Consider the following 18,715-nt stretch of genomic DNA (forward strand, 5'->3'; position numbering starts at 1 on the left):
CTCCCCTACTCCCCTACTCCCCTACTCCCTACTCCCTACTCCCTACTCCAGCATCGATCTCCGCCTGCAGAGCCTGCATATGGACGGCGGCGGCCGATGAAGCGGCGCGCTCTATGGCGCGAAACCGGCTGACGACCGCCAAACCCGCCGATGTCAATTGCGCGCCGCCGCCCTTGCGGCCGCCGGTCTGCGCCGCGACCAGCGGCTTGCCGAACACGCGGTTCATGTCCTCGACCAGATCCCAGGCATGCTTATAGGACATCTCCATGCCGCGCGCCGCGGCCGAGATCGAGCCGAAGGCGGCGATCTGCTCCAGCAATTCGATCTTGCCCGGGCCGATCCGGCCATCGGGGTCGAGGTTTATCCGCAGGCTGAGCGACGGCATTTCATCTCCTCGGATTCCACCGCACGACAATAGTCCCTATGGGAAGGACGCGCTATTCCAAATATACATAGCGACATGATCGAGATCCTCAAACGCCGACTTCGGCAGGCAGGCCGGCGCCGGTGTTTGCGCGATCGAAGCTCACCGTCTTGATGACCGCGAAGACCTGGTTTCCCAGCTTGAGGCCAAGCGCCTGCCGCGATTGCTCGGTGATCCGCGCGATCACAACCGCGCCATGGCAATCGATGCCGATCTCGACCTCGGGCCCCTCGCCCGGCTTCATGCCGACGATCGTTCCCGACAGGATATTGAGCGCGCTGAGGCCGGCGGGTTTCTCGGTGGCGACCATCACGTCGCGGGCCCGGATGCGAATGCGCACCGGAGCGCCCGCCGCCCGCGCCAGTTTCGGCACGCGGATTTCGCCGGCCTGCGAGGCAAGCACCGTCATGCCAAAGACCTCGTCGTGACGCAGGACTTTGGTGTCGAGCACCGCTCCGCCCTCGCCGCGCTCCTCCGCCGGCAGCAGATCCAGCCGCTGCATGATCGCCTCGGTCGGCCCCGCGGCCGCGACCTTGCCTTGCGAAAGCACCACGACGTCGCTCGCGAGCCGCGCCACCTCGGCGACGGAATGGCTGACATAGACGATCGGGATCTTCGTCTCGTCGCGCAGCCGTTCGATATAGGGCAGGATCTCGGCCTTGCGCGCTTCGTCGAGCGATGCGAGCGGCTCGTCCATCAGAAGCAGTTTCGGGCTGGCAAGCAGCGCGCGGCCGATCGCGACACGCTGCTTTTCGCCGCCCGACAGTTTCGCCGGCCGACGGTCGAGCAGGTGACCGATGCCGAGCAGGTCGACCACCGCATCCATCTTGGCGTAGCGTTCGGACGCCGGCGTGAACCAGCGACCGTAGCGCAGATTGCCGGCGACGCTCATATGCGGGAACAGCCGCGCATCCTGGAACACCATGCCGATGCGCCGCTTGTGCATGGGCACGAAGATCCGCGCGGCGGTGTCGACCAGCACGTTGCCGTCGGCCGAGATGCGCCCCGTGTCCGGACGGATCAGGCCCGCGATCAGGTTGATCAGCGTCGACTTGCCCGAGCCCGATGGCCCGAACAGCGCCGTCAGCCGGCCGGCGCTCTCGAAACGCGTCTCCAGGGCGAATTCGCCCAGCTGATGGCGGATATCGACGGAGACCGTCATTCGATGTCCATCCGCCGGCCGACGCGGCGCGCCAGCACTTCCGAGGCGATTAGCGCGACCATCGAGATGACGATCGAGATCAGCGTCAGCCTGAGCGCGCCTTCGTCGCCGCCAGGCACCTGCGTGAAGGTGTAGATCGCCGAGGGCAGCGTCTGTGTCTCGTTGGGGATGTTGGAGACAAAGGTGATGGTGGCGCCGAATTCGCCCATCGCCTTGGCGAAGGAAAGGATCGCGCCGGCGATCAGGCCGGGCAGGATCAACGGCAGCGTGATGGTGGCGAACACCCAGAGCGGGTTGGCGCCGAGTGTGCCGGCGGCGGCCTCCATCTTGCGGTCGACCGCCTCGATCGACAGTCGGATGGCGCGCACCATCAACGGGAAGCCCATGACCCCGCAGGCCAGTGCCGCGCCCGTCCAGCGGAACGAGAAGACAATGCCGAAATGCTCGGCAAGGAAAGCGCCGGCCGGGCCGCGCCGGCCGAAGGTGAGCAAGAGCAGATAGCCGGTCACCACCGGCGGCAGAATCAGAGGCAGATGCACCAGCCCGTTGAGCAGCGTCTTGCCCCAGAAACGCCCCCGCGCGAGCAGGAGCGCGATCAGGATGCCCGGCGGCAGGCTGGCGATCATCGCCACCGTGGCCACCCTGATCGACAGCCGCACCGCATTCCATTCGTCGGGAGTGAGGTCCAGCAGCCAGTTCATGATTGTGTTTGCGCGGTCTTTCTCAGTTGCTCGGTGCGAGCACCGTGAAGCCCTGCTCCTTGAACAGGTCGGCGGCCTTGGCCGACTCGACGCATTTCAGGAAGGCCGCCGCATCCTTGTCCTTCGAATCGGCGGTCTGGGCAATCGGGTAGATGATCGGCGGATGCGAATCTTCCGGGAAGGTGCCGACGACCTTGACGCCCTTTTCGGCATGCGCGTCGGTGGCGTAGACGATGCCCAGAGCCGCCTCGCCGGTCGACACCAGCTTGAGAGCTGCACGCACATTCTCGGCCTGCGCGATCTTGCCCTCGACCGACGACCAGACGCCGAGCGATTCCAGCGCCGCCTTGCCGTATTTGCCGGCCGGCACGGCCTTGAAATCGCCCATGGCAAGCCTGCCGTCGCCGATCAGCTTGGCGAGGTCGAAGCCCTTCTCGATCTTGGTCTCGACCGCGGAATCCTTCGGCGCCACCAGCACGATCTGGTTGCCGAGCAGCTTCACTTCGGTATCAGGCTTGGTCAGCTTCTTGTCGGAGAGATATTTCATCCAGTCGAGGTCGGCCGAGACGAAGATATCGGCCGGCGCGCCGCCTTCGATCTGCTTGGCCAGAGCCGAGCTCGCCGCGTAGGAAATGGTCGCTGCTTCGCCGACTTCCGGCTCGCAGGCCTTGTTGACCGCGTCGAGCGCTTCCTTGAGGCTGGCCGCGGCAAACACGACGACCTTGTCGTCGGCATGGGCCGCCGGCACCGCCGTCATCAGCATTGCCGCCAGACCGCCAATGGCGATCGTCTTCAACCCGAAACCCTTGCCCGTCATGAAGTCTCTCCCTGGTTTCAAATCCGTACCGCCAAACGCCTTGGACCGATATATCCGTATGAACATAACAAGGGAAGGCTTTTCACCTGTCGCGGCATTTGTGCGCCGGCGCGATCTCAGCCTACGGTGAATGCAAAATGGAAGGGGCGAAGCTCAAGGAAAGACGCATGAAGATCAGCGCCTGCAACACCTCAGGGGGTAAGGTGACCGAGATCGTCAAGGGAAGCCACCGCTTCGCATGTCAGATCGACATCGGCGGCGACGCGTCAGTCACCGCGTCAATCACCAAGCGGTCGCCGACCTCGCGCTCGAGAAGGGCAAGCAGGGGGCTATGCGATGATCAAGGCCTCGGACGTCATGGTTGGCATCGACCAGGCCGAAAACTGGCTCATACCGCGATGGGCGCCTTGATATTTGCATCCGCGAAATAATTCTCGAGGCGGAAATCCTCGAAGCGGAAGGCGAAGAGGTCCTTCACTTCCGGATTGATCCACATCGTCGGCAAGGCCTTGGGCGTGCGCCGCAGCTGCTCGCGCGCCTGCTCGAAATGGTTCGAATAAAGATGCGCATCGCCCAGCGTGTGAACGAAGTCGCCGGGCTTCAGCCCGGTGACCTGCGCCACCATGAGGGTGAGCAAGGCATAGGAGGCGATGTTGAACGGCACGCCGAGGAAAATATCGCCCGAGCGCTGGTAAAGCTGGCACGAGAGCCGGCCTTCCGAAACATAGAACTGGAACAGGCAGTGGCAGGGCGGCAGCGCCATCGCCTCGACTTCGGCCGGGTTCCAGGCCGATACGATCAGCCGGCGCGAGTTGGGATTCCGGCGTATCTCCTTCAAAAGGCCCGCAATCTGGTCGATCTCGCCGCCACGCCCGTCCGGCCATGAGCGCCATTGCTTGCCATAGACCGGTCCGAGATCGCCGTTCTCGTCGGCCCATTCGTCCCAGATGGTGACCCCATGATCGTTGAGATATTTGATGTTGGTGTCGCCGGCCAGAAACCACAAAAGCTCGTGGATGATCGACTTCAGATGCAGCTTCTTGGTGGTCGTAACCGGAAAGCCGCGCGAAAGGTCGAAGCGCATCTGGTAGCCGAACACCGAGCGCGTGCCTGTCCCGGTACGGTCGCCACGGTCGGCACCGGTCTCCAGCACATGCTTCAACAGGTCGAGATATTGGCGCATCGGCTCCGCCTCGATTCGGATGACAGGCAATCATACCCGACCGACAGCCGGTCGAACACCGCAAAGCGGGCGGCAAATGCGGATCGCGCCAAAAGCCCACGGAGCCGGCACTGTTTCGTGCCGGCCACCGGAATGGCTATGCCCTACAGCGAGCCGAGTTTGCCGAGATCCTTCGCAACCAGATAATAGAAGGTCACGCGGCTCTTGGTGTTGTCGGCCTGCATCGCCTTGCAGGTCTTCTCGATCGAGGCATTCGCCTTTGCGGCATCGGCGATGCCGAGCTTCTTGCCGATCCAGTTCTCCCGCACGCGATCGAGTTCCTTCGGGTCGGTGCAGGACACCAGCGAGGAATCGCGGTTCCTGAGCGCAATGCCCAGATGCTTGACGATCTTATCGACCGCGTCGGCGCTGGCGCCGGCATCATATTTCTTCACATCCGCAAGATAGTCGGCCATCAAACTTCCCCTCGTCGGCGCCACGGATCCGATCGATGAGGGTTGTGGCGCGCCGCGCAACCTGTGCGCTAGGTCAGAGACTCCTCACCGGCAGCGAGATTTGATTGAGTAGGCGCGCAAGTCAACCCTGGCTGCCGTTTGGCACAACCGGTTAAGCGCCGGTTTTGGCCTTTATTTTTCCTTCGCCGCTCCCTATATACGGTTCGTCGGATTGACCGACTATGGCGATAAACAGGCGATGAAATAAGCCGTTCGGACCCGGGGGCGGTACCCGGCGCCTCCACCAAAAACCGCTCTGGCTGACGGAGCGGCTTTTGCTGGGGGCGAAATAGGATCGACGAAGGTGTAAAGATCGTACTTTTGCCCGGCATTGTACCACCGTTATCGGGCTAAACTTATAGTTGCCAACGACAACTATGCGGAAGCTCGTCTCGCTGCTTAATGCGGCGCGAACGCTTCAAATCAAGCCCTAGGGGTTCGCACTTCTAGGCGGGGTTCGGAGGTACCTGGCAACAGAAACCTCCACCTTCCCCCTCCTTGCTTCTCCCCAATCAACCGAACGGCCAAGGCTCGTCCGGCGCCTGATGCGCGGGCACAGCCTTGCCGCCCATCATCCATGGACAGGCGATGCAAGACGATACCGATCGATTTTTCGTGCTGACCGGCGGCCCCGGCTCCGGCAAGACCACGCTGATCGAGGCGCTGCGGGCCCAAGGCTTCGCGACCGCGCCCGAAGCCGGGCGCGGCATCATCCGCGACCAGATGGCCATCGGCGGCCCTGCCCTTCCCTGGCAGGACCGCGCGTTCTTTGCCGAGCTGATGCTGTCTTGGGAGCTGCGCTCCTGGCACGCCGCGCATACCGAACCCGGCCGGGTGTTCTTCGACCGCGGCGCGCCCGACACGATCGGCTACCTCTGCCGGTGCCGGACCACATCACGAGCGCGGCTGATAAATTCCGCTACGCGCGCCGCGTCTTGTCGCCCCGCCGTGGCCGGAGATTTTCACCCAGGACGACGAGCGCAGGCAAACGCTCGAGGAAGCCGAGCGCACATTCCGTTCGGTGACCGGCGTCTATGCGGAGCTCGGCTACGACCTGGTGCCGTTGCCTCTCGCTCCGGTCGATGAACGGGTGCGCTTCGTCCTCGATCAAACAGCTTCGCCAGGAACATGAAAAAGGCCGGGATCGACCCGGCCTTTTCTATCTTCTCAACGGCTGTCCTACTCCGCCGGCGCTTCGACCGCTTCGCGCGCGCGGCCGAGCGTCAGCTTGGCCAGAGTGAAGGAGATCACGGCGCACAGCGCGATGCCCGCCACCATCGGCAGCGGCGTGCCGTCGAAGAAGATACCGGCGACGCCCATCGCCAGCGCGCCGATGGCGAAGTGCAGCGTGCCCATCAGCGCCGAGGCCGTGCCGGCGATCTCGCCATGCTCTTCCATCGCCAGCACCGAGGTGGTGGGGATGACGAGGCCGAGGAAACCGTAGCCGACAAAAAGCAGCGCGGCCATCACGTCGAGCCGGTCGACGCCGGAGGCCATGATCGCGAACAGCGCCACCATCACCGTGGCATAGCCGGTGACCGCCACCCAGACGACGCGCTTCAACCCGAAGCGATCAGCCAGCAACCCGGTCAGCTGCGACATGCCGATGAACGCGACCGCGTTGATCGAGAAGAAGACGCTGTAGACCGACGGCGACAGGCCGTAATGGTCGATCAGGATGAAGGACGAGCTCGACAGATAGACGAAGAAGCTCGCAATGCCGAAGCCGGCGATCGCCACGAGGCCGAGGAAGTTGCGGTCGCCCATCAGGTAGCGGTAGCCGGCAAGCGCCGTGCCGAACGATGAGCCGGCGCGCTCTTCGACGGGCCGCGTCTCCTTGAGCGAGGTGGCAAGCAGGATGGTGGCCAAAGCGGCCGCGCCCGTCACCGTCCAGAACACGGCGCGCCAGCCGAAGCTCTCGATGATCTGGCTGCCGGTCAGCGGCGCCAGGATCGGCGACACCGAGAAGACCAGCATCAAGAGCGACATCAGCTTGGCGGCCTCGTTGCCGGTGTGCAGGTCGCGCACGATGGCGCGCGGCACCGCCATGCCGGCGCTGGCGCCGAGACCTTGCAGAAAGCGGAAGGCGATCAGCCACTCGATGGTCGGCGCCATCGCCGAGCCGACGCCGCCGACCATGAACAGCGCTAGGCCGGCGTAAAGCGGCGCCTTGCGGCCGACCATGTCGGAGATCGGGCCGACGACGATCTGCCCAAAACCCATCGACAGGAAGAAGATCAGAAGGCTCATCTGCACGGCGGCGGTGCCGGCATGCAGGTCCTGGCCGATCGAAGGCAGCGCAGGAAGATACATATCGATCGCAAATGGGCCGATCGCGGACAACAAGCCGAGCACGACCGCGATGCGGAGGAATTTGGGACTCATGATAAGGCTCTTTCGGATCTGGTTGCCGCCGCAAAATGCCGGCGTCTGAACCCAGGACGTTCCATCCCGCGGAAATCCTACGCCCAAGGGCGAATTTCTTCGCTCCTTCCGTGCGGACTTCCTTTATTGTGTCCACAAATTTAGACAGGCTTGTCCAATTCGTCAATCACCGCTATATAGATTTTTCATGAAGCACGGCGTTTCTCCTGACACTTTCCCGCCACGCAGCCACGAGGCCAAGCGCGTGTCGGTGGTTGACGCCGCCGCTTCCGTTTTCTGCCGCGAAGGCTATGCCGGCGCCAATATCGACCTGATCGCGGCCGAGGCCGGCGTTTCACGGCAGACCGTCTACAACCACCATGGCGACAAGGAAAAGCTGTTCGTCGCGGTCGTACGCGACCTGACGGAGCGCTGCAATGCCGGCATCTTCGCCACCATCGCCAGCTTTCCCGATCAGCCCACGGACCTGGAAGCCGACCTGATCGCCTTCGCCGTGCGCATGAATCGCAACTGCATCTGCAACCGCGACGGCCGTTTCCTGCGCAAGCTGATCCAGGCCGAAGGCGAGCGTTATCCGGAACTGTTTGCCGAATGGCGCGAGCAAGGCCCGGGCCGTACCTGGTCGGCGCTTGCCGCGCGCTTTGCCCGGCTTGCCTTCGCCGGCCACCTGTCGATCGGCGACCCCGACGTCGCGGCGCGTCAGTTCTTCGCCCTCGTCAACGCCGAGCTTCAGATCACTTTCATGCTGGGCGGCGTGCCCACCGAGGAAGAGGTGCTGCGCTCGGCCACGAACGGCGTGCGGACCTTTCTCGGCGCCTTCGCCAGAAGGAAATCGCCAGCCGCCAAGCAGGCTGCGCTCGCTCACGCCTGAGCCATCAAATCGCCGGCACCCCTCTTGGCCTCACGGCTTTGCGCCTATATGCGGTTTACGCCGCGCTCAAGCTTGATTACAGCTATGCGGACGATTCAACGGAACCCGACCATCAGATGGCCGACGACCATATCCGCTACGACATTCTGGCCCAGGAGGCTCTGCGCGGTGTCATGCGCAAGGTCCTGGCCGAGGTCGCGCGCACCGGCCTCCCGGGAAATCATCATTTCTTCATCACCTTCCTGACCGGCGCGCCGGGCGTGCGCATTTCGTCCAGGCTGCGCGAGCGCTATCCGGAGCAGATGACCATCGTCATCCAGTTCCAGTACTGGGACCTCAAGGTGACGGATGCCGGCTTCGAGGTCGGGCTTTCCTTCTCCGACGTGCCGGAAAAGCTCGAAATCCCCTTCTCCGCCGTGCGCGGCTTCTACGATCCGTCGGTCAATTTCGAGCTCGAATTCGACGTCAAGACGGAAAGCGCCGAAGACGAGGCCGCGGCTCCGGTCCCCGAACCGGTCGCCGTCGTTCCCGAGAAGAAGGCGGAAACCAAGAAGAAGGCCGCCGAGGCCGAAAAGAAGCAGGCGGTCGCCGAGACCGGCGCCAAGGGCGCCGACGTCGTTTCGCTCGACGCCTTCCGCAAGAAGTAGCCCGGCGCCATGGGCGAGGTCATCAATCTCCGCCAGGCCCGCAAGCATAAAGCGCGCACCGAGAAGGAACGCCGGGCCGGCGAGAACCGGGCGCTGCACGGCCGCTCGAAGACAGAGCGCGAGCGTGACAGGCTGACATCGCAGAAGGCCGAGAAATTCGTGGCCGGCCATCGCCGGGAAAAACCCGACGACCCTGGCGAGCGCTGAGTCCTGCAATGGCCGCGGTCGAGAAACGTTCGGTAACGATCCGCGGTCACCGCACCAGCTTTTCCCTGGAACAGCCCTTCTATGACGACCTCATCGCCATCGCCGCTGAGCGCTCGCTGTCGCTCGCGGCCTTGGTCGCGGAGATCGACGAGACTCGGACCCGCGACGCGAACCTGTCATCGGCGCTGAGGCTCTACGTGCTGGCCTGGGCTAAACGCGGCGCCGCAGCGCCCTAGACCGCGCTATCGCCGACGTTTTGTTGCGCCTTGCGCTTCGCGCCGAAGCTCAGCAATGCAGTGCGGCCGCGCTCCTCCGCCTGCTTTTTCGACCTTACCCGCATCATGTCTTTCCAGCCGATATAGCCGACGAGCCGTTCATCCTCGCGTGAGACGACCGGCAGATGCGAGACATTGGCGAGCAAAAGCTTGTCGGAAAGCGCTTCGAGATATTCGTCCGGATAGGCCAGCGTGATCTTGCTGCCGGCCAGCAATTCGCCCAGCGTCGCCTTGCGGTGCTTGCCGTTACGGCGCCAGCGCAGGATCGCCGGCGGATCGATGACGCCGAGCACATGCCCCGCTTCATCGATGACCGGGAAGCTCGGATGCCGCGTGTCCGGAGCGGTCAGGAAGGTTGCCGCGCCATGTAGCGTCATCGTTCCCGGCACGCTCTCGACCTTGGTTGTCATCACTTCCTTGACCCTGGTCAGGGCGAAAGGATCGACGCGGTATTCGCGCACGAGGTGATGCCCGCGGCGCGCGACTTTCTCGGTCAGGATCGAGCGCTTCATCAACAGCACGGTGACCGCATGCGCGGTGGCGCAGGCCGCGATCAGCGGCACCAGCACATGCGTGTTACCGGTGAGCTCGGTGGCGAAGAAGGTCGCAGTCAGCGGCGCGCGCATGGTGCCGCCCATGGTCGCGGCCATCGCCAGCAGCGGCCAGAAGCCGGGGCTTGCCTGGGGCAGGATACCCGAAAGCACCGCGCCCATCGCGCCGCCCATGATGAGCAGCGGCGCCAGCACGCCTCCCGAGGTCCCAGACCCCAGCGCAACCGACCAGATGACGGCCTTCACCACCAAAAGCAGCAGCGCGGCGGTGGCGACGGTGCGGCCGTCGAGCATGTTGGCGATGTTGTCGTAGCCGACGCCAAGCGCGTGCGGCTCGATAAGTCCGCCGATGCCGACCACCAGGCCGCCGATCATCGGCCACCACATCCAGTGTATCGGCAGCTTCAGGAAGGCATCCTCGCAAGCATAGACCAATTGCGTCAGCAGTCCTGAAAGAAGTCCGGCGGCAATGCCGATCAGCACCCAGCCGCCCAGCCCGGCGATCGATGAATCCATGCTGCCCGAGAACGGAAAGATCGGGCTCGGCAGGTGAAGCAGGCTGCGCTCGACTTCCGCAACGATTGCCGCGACGGCAACCGGGATGAAGCTGCGCGGCGTCCATTCGAACAGAAGCAGTTCGACCGCAAGCATGATGGCGGCGATCGGCGTGCCGAACACGGTCGTCATGCCGGCCGCTGCACCCGCCACCAGCAGCGTCTTGCGCTCATTGTCGCTGACCGGCAGCATCTGCGCGATCAGCGAGCCGATGGCGCCGCCGGTCATGATGATCGGGCCTTCGGCGCCGAACGGTCCGCCCGAGCCGATCGAGATCGCCGACGATAGCGGCTTCAGCACCGCGACCTTGGCGTCGAGCCGCGAGCGCCCGAGCAGGATTGCCTCGATGGCTTCGGGAATGCCGTGGCCGCGGATTTTCTCGCTGCCGAAGCGCGCCATCAAGCCGATGATCAGCGCGCCGATCACCGGCACGATCACCGCGGCGAGCCCAAGCGGGGTGTCCTCGAGCCTTAGCTCGGCCAGCGAGAACTGGCCGAAATAGGCGATGTTGGTGGCAAGCCGGATGAGCTGCAGGAGCACGATGCCGGCAAGAAGCCCGGCGGTCGCCACCACTACGGCGATGGCTGCTATAATCAGCACGCGCGGATCGGTCGTGAAGTCGCGAAGATGGCCGTTGCCGGCACGAGCGGATTTCATTTTGGGAGCCTGAACTTTCTGACGGCACCTAGACCGCCCGGTTTCAGGGGGCCTCATATCGTACCACGATATAAATCTGCAAGGCTGTTTTCAATCGCTGCGCCGCGTCATTTTGGACAGGGATCGCGACGGCCAGTTGAGCTTTTGCACGAAAAGACCATAAGTCGGGAAATGACGCCGCCAAAACCACGTCCCGCCATCAGCCAGGCCGACTACCAGCGGCTATCGCAGTTCCGTTATCTGATCCGCCGCTTCCTCGAATTCAGCCAGGTCCAGGCCAACGAGGCGGGCCTCACGCCGCGTCAGCACCAGGCGCTGCTGGCGATCAAGGGATTTCCAGGCGGCGGACCGGTGGCGGTGGGCGACCTTGCCGAGCGGCTGCGCATTCGCCACCACAGCGCGGTGGAACTGGTGAACCGCCTCGCCGAGGCCGGCCTGGTCATACGCGATCAGGACAAGAGCGATCACCGCCGCGTGCTGCTGCAGCTCACCCCTTTGGCTGACGATCGCCTGGCCGACTTGTCGGCCGCGCATCTCGACGAGCTTTCGCGCATCGAGCCGATGCTGCGGCGCCTGCTCTCGCGCCAGGAAGAGTCCTAGGCGCGGTGGCTGGTTTCGCTACGTGTGACGTGAAGCTCAGCCGCCGTCGAGCGATTTCAACAGATTGTCGATCGTGAACGGGTTGGCCTTCGGCTTTGCCGGCGCCGGGGTCGCACCGCCGTTGACACCGGGCAGCGACCGATCGGTCTTCGGCTCGGCCGCCTTGCGCTCCGCCTCCAGCTTCTCCTGCTCCGCCTTCTTGCGATCGGCTTCGGCCTGCGCCTTGGCCGCCTCATCCGCGGCCCGCTGCTCGGTCTCGGCCTTCGCCTGTGCTTCGGCCTGAGCCTTGGCGTCCGCTTCGGCCTGAGCCTTGGCGTCGGCTTCCGCCTTGGCCCTCGCCTCTTCGTCGGCCCTGGCTTTTGCCTCGGCCTCCGCTCGTGCCTGCGCTTCAGCCTCGGCTTTTGCCTTGGCTTCCGCCTCGGCCTTCTGCCGCGCCTCCTCCTCTTGCCGGCGCAGCTCCTCGGCCGCCTTGTCGCGCTCCGTCTGCAGCGCCGCGTAATAGCGTACCTCGCGCCGCAGCCGCTGCTTCTCCAGCAGCGCTGCCTGCATCGCCTCGACCCGCTGCTGTTCCTTCTCCAGAGCGCGCTGCGTCAGGAACTGTGCCAGAGGGCCGCTGTCGAACTGGGGCGCGGCCCCGAGCGGACCGGCCAGGCTGAAATTGACGGCCGGCTCGGAACCGACCAGTGCCTCCTCGCCGGGACGATAGGTCAGCGTCCCCTTTGCCGTGACGGTGCTCGTGTTGAGATCGGCGGTCACGTCGGCGGACAAGGTCGCGCCGGGATTATCGAGGCTGACCGGCGGCACGCGCAGTGTCCCATTGGCGATGGTGAAGGCCACATCGGTGTCACCGGCGGCAAAGCTGCCGTCGCTTGCGACCTGCGGCGCGAACTCCGCGGTCTTGGCCGTGTCGATATCGCGTCCGATCGCATCGGCCTTGGCGATGATGGCGCCGAAGCCGTCCGGATTGATGCCGTCCACTTTCAATCCCTTCAGCGCCGCGGTGCCGGACCCGGACAGGGCCGCAATCATGGCATCGACAGATTTACCGCTGGTCGACAACGCCGCCGAAAGATCGCCGCTGCCGCCGATGCCGGCGCCTGGCAGGACTGCGGAAAGATCGCTGCCGGCCAGCCTCATCTGGGCGGAGAACAGGCCGGTGCCCTCCGTGTTCTTCAGGTCGAACAGGCCGGTCAGAGCGCCGCCATAAAGCTTCGCCTTGAGGTCGGAGACGTGGATGCCTTCGCGATCGAGCTTCAGCGAGAATGAAGCGTCACGCGCCGTCGCGAAGGGCCCGACGGCGAGCGCCGATGTGTTGAGATCGAGGTCTGCGTTGAAGGGCAAGGTCGACTTCTGGCTGAACGGCGTCGTCGGCCATCCGCCCTTAGCGGGCGCGAAGGACTGGTCGCCGAACAGCGAGACCGCCAGCGGATCGAGGTCGAGCTCGTCGAGCGCCAGCGCTCCCGCAACATGCGGCAGCCCGTCCTTGGCGTCGATGTTGACGTCGCCGGACACCGCCGCCTTGTTGATCGAACCGGTGAGGCCGCTCAGCACCAGTAGCCCATTGCCGAAATCGGCATCGGCCGCCAGCGACGTCGATGTTCCCGTTCCCATGCCGGGCAAGCCTACCCCCGTCGTCATAAGCCACGGCTCGATATCGGCGGCACTAAGATTGACCTTGCCCTTGGCGGTGGCGCCTTGCGCCGTCTCGGCGACGGTTCCGTCGAAGCTTGCCCTGAAGTCGTCGGCCGTCAGGTTGAAGCTGGTCGCGAGACCGCCGGCGACCGAGCCCTTCGCCGACACCTCGGTGTTGGCGTGGCCGAGCATCCCGAGCGGCAGCGCCGGCAGGCCGTAAAGCGCGAGCAGCGTGACGGCATTGTCGTTGCGGGCGTTGAAGGTGATCGATACCGGCGCCTCGGAGAGCTTGTCCGCGGTTCCCTTGCCGGAAAGCGAAGCCGAAAAGGCCGAACCGCCGGCCTTGCCCTGGGCCGAAAGCGCCAGGCCCGTGGTGCCGTCGCCATTGTCGGCGGCGCTGGTCAAGAGATCGATGCGCGCGTCCTGGAACAGTTCGGGATAGGCCGCCGCACGGCTGGCCAGGCCTTTGAGCGCGCCATTGCCGGGATAGTGCTGGGCCGCGACATCGATCAGCGGCTTGAGGTCCACCGCCACCACGGAAGCGTTGAGCTTGCCCGTCGGGCTTTGCGGGAAATCCTTGATCCGGCCCGTGGCGCTGATCGAGGCGCCGGCCAGGCCGCCGATCGAGAGCCGGTCGATCTCGAGCAGGCCCTCGCGCAGCCGCAGCGCCGTGTCGACACTATCGGCGCTGAACCCGCCAGCACTGACCGGACCCGCCTTGATCTGGAAATCGAGATCGCGATCCGAAAAGCGGTTGGCGCCCTTGTCGCTGATGAAGATCGAGGCGAACGCCGCGAGCCCGTCCAGATCCATCTCGCCGCCCGTCAGCCGCATCAGCACCGATGGCCTGGCGCCGTCCGGCTGGCTGGAATCGATGCTACCCGAAAATTTCGCCTTGCCGAGGATGAGTTCGAGATCGCTGAACGACTGCCGGTTCTCGCTGAGATCGACCTTGGCCTTGAAGCCTGCCGCCGGGAGCCGGCGGATCGCCTCGTCGACATCCTTCGACAGCCAGGCGGCAAAGCCGGAAGGTTGTCCGACGGCCAGCAGCAACGAGCCGGTGAAGCCGAAATGATCTTCGACGCTCAACATGCCGTCGGCTTCGAGCGTTGTGCGGCCCGGCAGCGTCGCGGCAAGCGACTTGACCGACCAGCCCCCTTCGGCCGGCTCGGCCGACAGCCGCACGTCGCGCACCGTCGTGTCGCCCGCCACCACCGCCGGCAGCCTGACCTCGACCTTGCCCGGTATGGTCGGCTTCGGCATGTGCTGCAGCGTCCGCTCGAACGCCGCAATGCGCTGGTCGAGCGTGAAGCCGGAGCCGGTGGCCCCGCCGACGGCCTCGTCGAACTGCACCTGCGCCCCGCTGGCCTCGACCGAGAAATGCGGCTTCAGGCCGAGATCGACCGATGCCTTGCCGTCGGCGGTATAGGGATTGTCGAGCGGCCCGGTCTCGAAACGGAACTCTTCGACATCGAGCTTCTGGTGGTCGAGCGCGAACTTGCCGTTCAGGCGGAAGCCCGGGTCCGGCTTGCCGGTGCTGACCTTGACCGGCTCGCCCTCGTTGCCGCGCAGTTGGGCCGAATTCCTGTCGTCGCCCGAAATCTTGAACTGGCCGGAATAGACCGCGGCGCCCTTGACGATGCCGGCATTGCCGTCGGCTTCGATGATCAGCGGATAGGCGTCGGGATCCGCTTTCAGCCGGAGCCGCATCTGGCCGTCCGGCTCCACCTTGCCGGTGGAAGCCGAGACGTCGGCCCGCAGGCCGTCGAACCGCAGCGTTCCGTCCATGCGCCACGGGCCGGTGAGCGCCTTGGCCGAAATCGTCGTGTTGATCTCCGAGATCAGATGGCTGCGCCCGCCGGCGGCATGGCGCAGTTCGATCTCCCCTTCGCTCACCGACAGCTTCTCGATCGCGATCTGGCCCGGATCGAAGGGAGCCGAGGGCCGGAGCGTCCAGTCGACGGTGCCGTCACCGGCGATATTGATGACGGCTTTCGGGTGCACCAGCCGCATATCGAAGATCAGCACCTCGCCGCGCAGGAACGGCGCGAGCTCCGCATCCATGGAGAAGGTCTCGACCGTCATCGCCGGCTGGCCTTCCGGCCCGCCCGCGACCTCGACATTCGAGAAGGTCACCGACGGAAACGGCAGCAGCCGCGCTGTCGCGTCACCCTTCACCGTCACCTTGCGGCCGAGGACGGCGCTCGCCTCGCGCTCGAAATCGCCCCGGTAACCCGTCCAGTCGATGAAATACGGCACCACCAGCGCCGCGCACAGCACCAGCACGAACAGGCCACCGAAGATCACGAACAGGCGGGCGAGCATCTGTTTCCCGGGTTGAAAGTCAGCCGCACTCTACCCGCATCCGCGTGTCGATAAAGAGGCAATTCAACGCGCGGCAACGGCCAACGTCTCCAGTTGCGCGAAGGCTCGCGCTCGCGATATCTCTTTTGCAAATCCCCTGCCCTTCCGGTCACGTTCGTGACCACCCAAAATCCGAACCCAATACGGAGCGTTCCCGATGTCAGGCAAGAACTGGGACAGAGTGCCGATCGACGCGCAGAGCGTCGACGCTCCGCTCTCGACGGCTGCGATTTTCCTTGTTGTGACCGTCGGCAGCGACGAGGCCGCGCTTTCGAACGTCGCTTCGGTGCTGGGCGAGCTCGACGATCTCGTCAAGAATGTCGGCTTCCGCGACTTGTCGGGCCGGCTGTCCTGCATCGCCGGCATCGGCGCCGGGCTCTGGAACCGGCTGTCGCCCGGCCGCCGGCCGCGCGAGCTGAAACCCTTCGCGCCGATCGAGGGCTCGGCGCATTCGGCGCCTTCGACGCCGGGCGATCTGCTCTTCCACATCCGCGCCAAGCGGCCCGACATGTGCTTCGAGCTCGAGCGCATCCTGCTGGATCGCCTGGCCGGCAGCGTGACCGTCGCCGACGAGGTGTCCGGCTTCCGCTATTTCGACGCGCGCGACCTCCTGGGCTTTGTCGACGGCACCGCAAATCCGACCGGCCTCGACCTGCCCGCCTCTGCTTTGATCGGCGACGAGGACGGCGACTTTGCCGGCGGCAGCTATGTCGTCGTGCAGAAATACCTGCACAACATGGCAGCCTGGAAAGAGACGCCGACGCATGTCCAGGAAGAGATCATCGGCCGCACCAAGATCGACAACATCGAGATCGATGACGACGACAAGCCGCGAAAGTCTCACAAATCGCTGGCCACCATCGAGGACGATGCCGGCAACGAATACGACATCCTGCGCGACAACATGCCGTTCGGCCGTCCGGGGCAGAACGAGTTCGGAACCTATTTCATCGGCTATACGCGCTATCTGTGGGTGATCGAAAAGATGCTGCAGCGCATGTATGTCGGCGAGCCCCCCGGCGCCTATGACCGGCTGCTCGATTTCTCGACCCCGCATACCGGCACGACCTTCTTCGCGCCGACGCGGCCGATGCTGCAGAAGCTGGCCGAGGGGGCACAGGAATAAGCGACCGCAAGGCGCTGGGGGGGTCGATCAGTCGTTCATCGCTTCGATCATAGCCTTCAACACCGCTCCCTTTCGCAGGCCTACCTGGAAATCTCGCGCAATGAATTCCAGGGTCGAATCGTGGAACGTGAGAATGAAGTGCCGGCGACCGAAAAACAGCTCCGGCACATGGCGCGGGTGAACCCGGTTCGCTTTTTCCAGAGAAGCAATCCACGACGAATTGAGGACCTCGAACGCGGAATATGGCTGCAGGCCGAGCGCGTAGAGGCGATGCCCGCTGAGCGCCTCGTCGTTTGGCGGGCCGAATTGGAATGCGACATAAGGGTCCACCGTCAGGATTGCGACGGCCTCCTCCTCCGCAACTGCTGAAACCGAGCGCGGACTGGTGACGTCGAAGGACGGGTCGGGGCCATTGGCGATGTAGGCGACCAGCAGCCGCTGTTCATCCGCGAAAACATGCGGCAACGGAGCGCCCGCCGATGCCGATGGCAGGTCGATCGGCAGCAGAGCTTCTGCCGCGGCCATGGCTAGTGTCCGGCGCCCGGCAGGATCTTGCCCGGGTTCATGATGTTGAGCGGATCGAGCGCCTGCTTGATCGTGCGCATGATCTCGACGCCATGGCCGAGCTCGTGGCGCAGGAAGCCGACCTTGCCCTGGCCGATGCCGTGCTCGCCGGTGCAGGTGCCTTCCATGGCCATGGCGCGCATGTTGAGCCGGGCGACGAATTTTTCGGCAAGCGCGATCTCTCCAGGATTGTCGACATCCATCAGCACCAGCACGTGGAAATTGCCGTCGCCGGCATGGCCGACGATCGGCGCGATCAGCCCCATCTCGGCAATGTCGGCCTCGGTCTCCGTGACGCATTCGGCAAGCCGCGAGATCGGCACGCAGACGTCGGTCGACAGCCCCTTGGCGCCGGGGCGCAGCGTCAGTGACGACCAATAGGCGTCGTGCCGCGCCTTCCAGAGCTTTGTCCGCTCTTCCGCGACGCTGGTCCACAGGAACGGCCCGCCACCCTGCTCCTCGGCGATCATGCCGAACGTTTCGGCCTGCTCGGCGACGCCGGCGTCGCTGCCATGGAACTCGACGAACAGGCACGGGCTCTCCGGATAGTCGAGCTTGGAATAGTTTTTCATCGCCCGCATCTGCAGCGCGTTCACCAGCTCGATACGCGCCACCGGAATGCCCATCTGGATGGTAGCGATCACCGTGTTGCAGGCGGCCTCGAGGCTCGGAAACGGGCAGACGCCGCCGGAGATCGCCTGCGGAATGCCCTGCAGCCTCAGCGTCAGCGACGTGATGACGCCAAGCGTGCCTTCCGACCCGACCAGAAGCCGCGTCAGGTCGTAGCCGGCCGAGCTTTTCTTCGCCCGCTTACCTGTCGTCACCGTCTCGCCGTCGGCCATGACGACGGTGAGCGACAGCACGTTTTCACGCATCGTGCCGTAGCGCACCGCGTTGGTGCCGGAAGCCCTGGTCGCTGCCATGCCGCCCAGCGACGCATTGGCGCCGGGATCGATCGGGAAGAACAGACCGGTGTCGCGTAGGTGGCGGTTGAGGTCCTCGCGCGTCACCCCGGGCTCGACCGTGCAGTCGAGATCCTGCGGGTTGACGGCGAGGATCCGGTTCATGCGCGACGTGTCGATGGAAATGCCGCCACCCGGCGCATTGGTGTGGCCCTCGAGCGAGGAGCCAACGCCGAAGGCGATCACCGGCACGCGGTGTGCGGCGCAGGCGCGCACGATCGCCTGCACGTCCGCGCTCGTCTCGACGAACGCGACGCCGTCCGGCGCCTGGGTCGGAATGTAGGTGGTGGTGTGCGCGTGCTGACCGCGTATCGCGTCGCCGGTCTGGAAGCGCTCGCCGAAGCGCTGCTTGAGAATGCCGAGCACCGCGGCGATGCCTTCCTCATTGCGTTCGACGGGGTTGAGGTCGCTCAAAGCCATGAATTCCTCCGCGAATGGACCAGCAGCCACGCTTGTAGTGCAGCTATGAATGATGCCTAAAGCAATCCTAGGAAAAGTGCCAAGCGATTAGCTCGGCGACTTCACCGTAGCCGTCCGT

Annotated in this window: 17 protein-coding genes, 1 other RNA gene and 1 pseudogene; 8 read left to right on the forward strand and 11 right to left on the reverse strand. The window is 64.7% G+C overall.

The annotated features are described in order from the left end of the window. Positions 1 to 28 precede the first annotated feature (28 nt). The 6 genes from LB535_RS16030 to LB535_RS16055 all read right to left on the reverse strand — a co-directional run bounded on the left by LB535_RS16030 (position 29) and on the right by LB535_RS16055 (position 4,742). Entirely contained in the window at positions 29 to 385 is a 357-nt protein-coding gene (locus tag LB535_RS16030) for a winged helix-turn-helix domain-containing protein (RefSeq protein WP_095764771.1), read from the reverse strand. A gap of 88 nt (positions 386 to 473) precedes the next feature. Beyond that, positions 474 to 1,586: a molybdenum ABC transporter ATP-binding protein gene (gene modC, locus LB535_RS16035; protein ID WP_224626156.1), complete on the reverse strand. Its 1,113-nt coding sequence runs from the start codon at positions 1,584 to 1,586 to the stop codon at positions 474 to 476. Further along, positions 1,583 to 2,287, reverse strand: coding sequence for a molybdate ABC transporter permease subunit (gene modB, locus LB535_RS16040; protein WP_224632898.1), 705 nt, complete (start codon positions 2,285 to 2,287; stop codon positions 1,583 to 1,585). The genes modC and modB overlap by 4 nt, the downstream gene beginning before the upstream one ends. Positions 2,288 to 2,309: 22 nt before the next feature. Continuing rightward, complete coding sequence (gene modA, locus LB535_RS16045; RefSeq protein WP_224632899.1) at positions 2,310 to 3,104, reverse strand: molybdate ABC transporter substrate-binding protein; 795 nt, start codon at positions 3,102 to 3,104, stop codon at positions 2,310 to 2,312. Positions 3,105 to 3,492: 388 nt separating this feature from the next. Continuing rightward, positions 3,493 to 4,287, reverse strand: a complete 795-nt coding sequence (locus LB535_RS16050; RefSeq protein WP_095764767.1) for a thymidylate synthase — start codon at positions 4,285 to 4,287, stop codon at positions 3,493 to 3,495. A gap of 143 nt (positions 4,288 to 4,430) precedes the next feature. Beyond that, on the reverse strand, positions 4,431 to 4,742 hold the full coding sequence (locus tag LB535_RS16055; RefSeq protein WP_042644091.1) for a DUF2853 family protein: 312 nt from the start codon (positions 4,740 to 4,742) through the stop codon (positions 4,431 to 4,433). Positions 4,743 to 4,908: 166 nt separating this feature from the next. Between LB535_RS16055 and ssrA the strand changes: the two genes are divergently transcribed. Both ssrA and LB535_RS16065 read left to right on the forward strand, forming a co-directional pair. Beyond that, positions 4,909 to 5,269, forward strand: a transfer-messenger RNA (tmRNA) gene (gene ssrA / locus LB535_RS16060). Between the two features lie 100 nt (positions 5,270 to 5,369). Next, a pseudogene (locus LB535_RS16065) lies at positions 5,370 to 5,913 on the forward strand (AAA family ATPase). Between the two features lie 47 nt (positions 5,914 to 5,960). Here LB535_RS16065 and LB535_RS16070 read toward each other — a convergent pair. Next, complete coding sequence (locus LB535_RS16070; RefSeq protein ID WP_095764765.1) at positions 5,961 to 7,166, reverse strand: multidrug effflux MFS transporter; 1,206 nt, start codon at positions 7,164 to 7,166, stop codon at positions 5,961 to 5,963. 187 nt (positions 7,167 to 7,353) lie between these two features. On the opposite strand from LB535_RS16070, the gene LB535_RS16075 reads away from it, so the two are divergent. The 4 genes from LB535_RS16075 (at position 7,354) to LB535_RS16090 (ending at position 9,127) form a co-directional block, all read left to right on the forward strand. Beyond that, the gene (locus LB535_RS16075; protein ID WP_095764764.1) at positions 7,354 to 8,037 is read left to right on the forward strand and encodes a TetR/AcrR family transcriptional regulator; all 684 of its coding nucleotides are present in this window, start codon (positions 7,354 to 7,356) and stop codon (positions 8,035 to 8,037) included. Between the two features lie 116 nt (positions 8,038 to 8,153). Further along, positions 8,154 to 8,684, forward strand: a complete 531-nt coding sequence (locus tag LB535_RS16080) for an SspB family protein (protein WP_224632900.1) — start codon at positions 8,154 to 8,156, stop codon at positions 8,682 to 8,684. A 9-nt stretch (positions 8,685 to 8,693) separates the two neighbouring features. Beyond that, entirely contained in the window at positions 8,694 to 8,891 is a 198-nt protein-coding gene (locus LB535_RS16085; protein ID WP_224626165.1) for a DUF4169 family protein, read from the forward strand. 8 nt (positions 8,892 to 8,899) lie between these two features. After that, on the forward strand, positions 8,900 to 9,127 hold the full coding sequence (locus LB535_RS16090; protein WP_140545388.1) for a ribbon-helix-helix domain-containing protein: 228 nt from the start codon (positions 8,900 to 8,902) through the stop codon (positions 9,125 to 9,127). Here LB535_RS16090 and LB535_RS16095 read toward each other — a convergent pair. Continuing rightward, complete coding sequence (locus LB535_RS16095; protein WP_224632901.1) at positions 9,124 to 10,929, reverse strand: chloride channel protein; 1,806 nt, start codon at positions 10,927 to 10,929, stop codon at positions 9,124 to 9,126. The genes LB535_RS16090 and LB535_RS16095 overlap by 4 nt on opposite strands. A gap of 171 nt (positions 10,930 to 11,100) precedes the next feature. On the opposite strand from LB535_RS16095, the gene LB535_RS16100 reads away from it, so the two are divergent. Beyond that, positions 11,101 to 11,529, forward strand: coding sequence for a MarR family winged helix-turn-helix transcriptional regulator (locus LB535_RS16100; RefSeq protein ID WP_224522827.1), 429 nt, complete (start codon positions 11,101 to 11,103; stop codon positions 11,527 to 11,529). A gap of 36 nt (positions 11,530 to 11,565) precedes the next feature. Here LB535_RS16100 and LB535_RS16105 read toward each other — a convergent pair whose 3' ends face one another. Further along, a complete protein-coding gene (locus tag LB535_RS16105) occupies positions 11,566 to 15,486 on the reverse strand; it encodes an AsmA family protein (protein ID WP_224632902.1) in 3,921 nt (1,306 codons plus the stop codon). Between the two features lie 196 nt (positions 15,487 to 15,682). On the opposite strand from LB535_RS16105, the gene LB535_RS16110 reads away from it, so the two are divergent. Next, positions 15,683 to 16,651 carry a Dyp-type peroxidase gene (locus LB535_RS16110; RefSeq protein ID WP_224632903.1) on the forward strand — a complete coding sequence of 323 codons (969 nt, stop codon included), beginning with the start codon at positions 15,683 to 15,685 and terminating at the stop codon, positions 16,649 to 16,651. 27 nt (positions 16,652 to 16,678) lie between these two features. On the opposite strand, the gene LB535_RS16115 is transcribed toward LB535_RS16110, so the two are convergent. Together LB535_RS16115 and LB535_RS16120 are read right to left on the reverse strand one after the other, a co-directional pair. Next, complete coding sequence (locus LB535_RS16115) at positions 16,679 to 17,176, reverse strand: hypothetical protein (protein ID WP_224632904.1); 498 nt, start codon at positions 17,174 to 17,176, stop codon at positions 16,679 to 16,681. Between the two features lie 2 nt (positions 17,177 to 17,178). After that, on the reverse strand, positions 17,179 to 18,597 hold the full coding sequence (locus LB535_RS16120; protein WP_224632905.1) for an FAD-binding oxidoreductase: 1,419 nt from the start codon (positions 18,595 to 18,597) through the stop codon (positions 17,179 to 17,181). Positions 18,598 to 18,715: the final 118 nt, after the last annotated feature.

Origin of the sequence: Mesorhizobium sp. CA10 (assembly GCF_020165285.1) — a bacterium.
Taxonomy (GTDB): Bacteria; Pseudomonadota; Alphaproteobacteria; order Rhizobiales; family Rhizobiaceae; genus Mesorhizobium.